The organism is Longimicrobium sp., from assembly GCF_036280135.1.
In the GTDB taxonomy this organism is placed as follows: Bacteria; Gemmatimonadota; Gemmatimonadetes; order Longimicrobiales; family Longimicrobiaceae; genus Longimicrobium.
Genome location: NZ_DASURI010000770.1, coordinates 1 through 3,587, shown reverse-complemented (window position 1 = coordinate 3,587; position 3,587 = coordinate 1). Strand labels below are relative to the sequence as shown.

4 protein-coding genes are annotated in these 3,587 nt (G+C 71.4%); 2 read left to right on the top strand and 2 right to left on the bottom strand.

The annotated features are described in order from the left end of the window. The coding region (locus VFZ20_RS24895) for a hypothetical protein (protein WP_329686665.1) at positions 1-222 on the bottom strand (222 nt) is incomplete at its 3' end. Positions 223-261: 39 nt separating this feature from the next. After that, positions 262-1,011: a hypothetical protein gene (locus VFZ20_RS24890; protein WP_329686664.1), complete on the bottom strand. Its 750-nt coding sequence runs from the start codon at positions 1,009-1,011 to the stop codon at positions 262-264. 341 nt (positions 1,012-1,352) lie between these two features. Here VFZ20_RS24890 and VFZ20_RS24885 point away from each other — a divergent pair, with 341 nt between their 5' ends. Both VFZ20_RS24885 and VFZ20_RS24880 read left to right on the top strand, forming a co-directional pair. Continuing rightward, the gene (locus VFZ20_RS24885; RefSeq protein WP_329686663.1) at positions 1,353-1,901 is read left to right on the top strand and encodes a hypothetical protein; all 549 of its coding nucleotides are present in this window, start codon (positions 1,353-1,355) and stop codon (positions 1,899-1,901) included. A 454-nt stretch (positions 1,902-2,355) separates the two neighbouring features. After that, the coding region (locus tag VFZ20_RS24880; protein WP_329686662.1) for a PAS domain S-box protein at positions 2,356-3,587 on the top strand (1,232 nt) is incomplete at its 3' end.

The following is a 3,587-nucleotide window of genomic DNA, read 5'->3' as shown; positions in this document are numbered from 1 at the left end:
CTCGGCGGCGTGGCGGCGCTGGATGAACAGGATGCCCACGGCCGCGGCCACCAGCAGCACGATGTTCACGATGCGCATGGCCTCCGCGCTCTCCGTGCCCTGCCCCCCGCCTCGCTGCCCGTTGATGTAGTACGTGATCGCGCCGAACAGCAGCACGCCCATCAGCAGCGCCGCCCGGATGATGCGCAGCGTGGCCGCGCGGGGAAGTTGTCCTGTCGCCATGGGGAAGGATGGGAAGGAAGGATGAGGAGCGCCGCGCCCTCAGGGCGCGGCGTCGGGGTCAAAGAGGCGCTCGTCGATGGGCTCGCCCACGCGGATGTCGGAGTACACCTCGTGGAACACGCGGCGGCCGTCCACCAGGACCTCCACCTCCGGCGCGATCCACGCCCGGCCTGCCGGCTGGTAGGCGCGGAACCACACGTGCTGCGTCTTGCCCGCCTGGTTGGGGATGGGCGAGATGAAGCGCATGAACAGCAGCCGGTCCGCCTCGATGGCGAACTGCCTGGACGCCGCGTCGCCCCGGTCCGCGCCCACGACGTAGACGGGCACGCCGTCCAGCGAGTCGACGTGAAAGCGCGACAGGTCGAACCCGGCGCGGCGCAGCTGCTCCATCGTGCGCTCCGGCGCCTGCGTGTAGACGTCGAAACCCAGCGTCATCAGCTCGTTCCAGCGCTCGTCGCGCCGCACGACGCGGCCCTGGTTCAGGACGAACGTGCTGTCGCGGTTGTAGATGACCGTGCGTCCCAGCTCGGCCGGGCCCATCTCGATGCGCAGCCGGCCCGGCATGGAGCCCCACTCGCGCCACACTTCCGTCGTGCTGGAGTCGTTGGGCAGCACGCGCGTGGTGGCCTGCGTGAACGTGAGCGTGCGGTACCACGACTCGTTCCAGCGGTGGTGCATGGCGCGCACGAGCGACTCGGCGTCGGTGATGCGCGGGTCGATCTGCGCGGCCGCCGGCGTGGCGAGCAGGAGCGCCGCCAGCACGGGCAGCGCGCGGTTGCGTAGGGACATGGGAAGGACGTGGATGCGGGTGCGAGGTGAAATCCGCCTGGATCCGCAAGCTAGCAAGGCCACCCCGCACGCGCGAGGGAGATGATGCGCAACGGTCGAGTCGGGGCTCCGGATGCGTGACCTTGGCCGGCGCCGACAGTCCGGGCGAGTACCGGGGACGTGCGCGGGGTTGCGCGATCGGACGCGACGGATCGTCGTACGCGCAGGATACCGTCCGCGTTCGTGTCGAAAAACGACCGGGTTCGCGCGTTACTGCTTTTGACCGCGCGCGGGGGCGTCGCTAACTTGCCCCGCAGATCGCGGTCTTCCCCCAGGCCCCTTTACCCGCACCCGTTCATTCCATGCGCAAGATCCTTTTCGCCGCCTGCTGCGCGCTCACGGCGTGCGGCCCGGCCGCTTCGACGCCGTCCAGGGGCCCGGTCGAAGTGCCCACGCAGGTGGTCAACACCGGCGACGCCATTCACGTGACCACCAGCGCCGAGGTGCGCGTGGTGTCGAACACCGTGGACGCGCCCGTGGACCGCGTGTGGGCCGTGCTGCCGGCCGTGTACCAGGAGCTGGGCCTGGAAACCAGCGCGGATGCCGACCGCCGCACGGCCATGGGCGGCGCCACCGTTATTCGCCGGTTCCAGGGCGAGAGCGCCACGCGCTTCTTCGATTGCGGGGTGGGCCAGTTCGGCAGCCAGATCGCGGCCAACTACACCATCCGCATGACGGTGAGCACCACGGTCAACCCCGGCAGCGACGGCGGCGATTCGCGCCTGGACACGATGATCGAGGCGTTCGCGCGCAGCAACGACGGCGCCAACGCCGTCGCGGCGCAGTGCCGCACGCAGGGCCGCCTGGAGCAGCTCATCAGTGACCGCGTGCGCGCCAAGCTGGCGAGCTGAGGAGCTGAGGTGTCGGAGCGCTGCGCCGTCCCCCGGCCGGAGGGAAAAACGCAGCGCCCCAGCAGCGCCCCAGTCGGAAGAGCGCCGTCCCCCAGCCGGAGCGAATGGATTCGCCGCTGGAAAGGCACGAAGTCCGCCTGCGCGGACTGCCCCAGAGTGGGCGGTCGTCGTACACCGTCACGACATCCGCACGTCGAAGCAGAGCCCCGTCCGGGAGGGCGCGTACGCGCCGCCGGACGGGGCTCGACGGTTTGGGACGGGAAAGATGGAACGACGACGCGCCGGCACTCGCCGGACCACGGCTCGTGGCTGTTGCAGGCTGTCCCCTGTACCCTGTCCCTGCAGTTCCCGCAGGCTATTCCCTATTCCCTGTTCCCGATTCCCTCCCCCCGGCGGACATCTTGCATCCCGCGCCCTCCGTCCGTTTCGCCGGCGATCCACCAACCCCGCAGCCATGCCGAATCGCACCCGCGCCTCCGCGCTCCCCGGCCGCGACGAGCTCTACCGCCTGCTGGTGGAGAACGTCACCGACTACGCCATCATCCTGCTCAGCCCCGAGGGCCGCGTGGCCACCTGGACCGAGGGCGCGGAGCGGATGTTCGGGCATGACGAGGCCGAGGCGCTGGGCCAGCCGTTCGCCATCCTGTACCCGGCGGAGCAGGCGGACGACGGCGCGCCCGACCGCGACCTGCACACGGCCGCCCGCGACGGACGCTGCGAGACCACCGCGTGGCGCGTTCGCCGCGACGGCGCGCGGCTGTGGGTGAGCGTGGTGCTCACGGCCATCCACGACGCCGGGGGCAAGCTCATCGGCTTCGGGCAGATCACCCGCGACCTCACGGAGCGCAAGGAGGTCGCGGAGCGATACGAGGAAAGCCGCCAGCGGTACCGCTCCCTCTTCGACAACAACCCCGACGCCATCTTCTCGTTCGACCTGGACGGCACCCCGCGGACAATGAACCCCGCCGCGGAGCGCCTGACGGGCTACGACGCCGACGACCTGCGCAGCGCCACCTTCTGGTCGCTCGTGGCGCCCGACGACCGCGACCGCATGCGCGACCGCTTTGCCGCCGCCGCCGGGGGCGCGCCGCAGAACGCCGAGACGGCCCTGGTGCACCGCACGGGGCGCCGGGTGGAGGCGCGCGTCACGCTCGTGCCCATCGTCGTCGCGGGCGGCATCCTGGGCGTGTACTGCATCGTGGAGGACATCACGGAGCGGCAGCGGGCCCAGGCCGAGCGCGAGTCGCTGCTGCTGCGCGAGCGCATTGCCCGCGCCGAGGCCGAGGCGGCCAACCAGGCCAAGAGCGACTTCCTGGCCGTGGTGAGCCACGAGCTGCGCACGCCGCTCAACTCCATCGTCAACTTCACGGACCTGCTGCTGGACGGCGAGGCCGGCGCCCTGGCCGACGTGCAGCGCCGCCACCTGGACCGCGTGGCCGGCAACGCGCGGCAGCTGCAGCGGATGATCGAGGACGTGCTGGGCTACGCGCGGCTGGACAGCGGCGAGGTGGAGGTGCGGCTGGAGCGCGTGGACGTGGGCCAGGTGGCCGCCGAGCTGATGCGGGAGATGGAGTCCGCCGCGCGGCAAAAGGCGCTCGTGCTGCAGTGCTCGCCCAGCGGCGACTGCAGCGCCGAGACGGACCCGCGCCGCGTGCGCGAGCTGCTGCGCGCCGTGCTCTCCAACGC

Bases quoted from the DNA above. Each gene is read 5' to 3' on its own strand.
- VFZ20_RS24890 (WP_329686664.1), bottom strand. From the start codon at position 1,011: ATGTCCCTACGCAACCGCGCGCTGCCCGTGCTGGCGGCGCTCCTGCTC.
- VFZ20_RS24885 (WP_329686663.1), top strand. From the start codon at position 1,353: ATGCGCAAGATCCTTTTCGCCGCCTGCTGCGCGCTCACGGCGTGCGGC.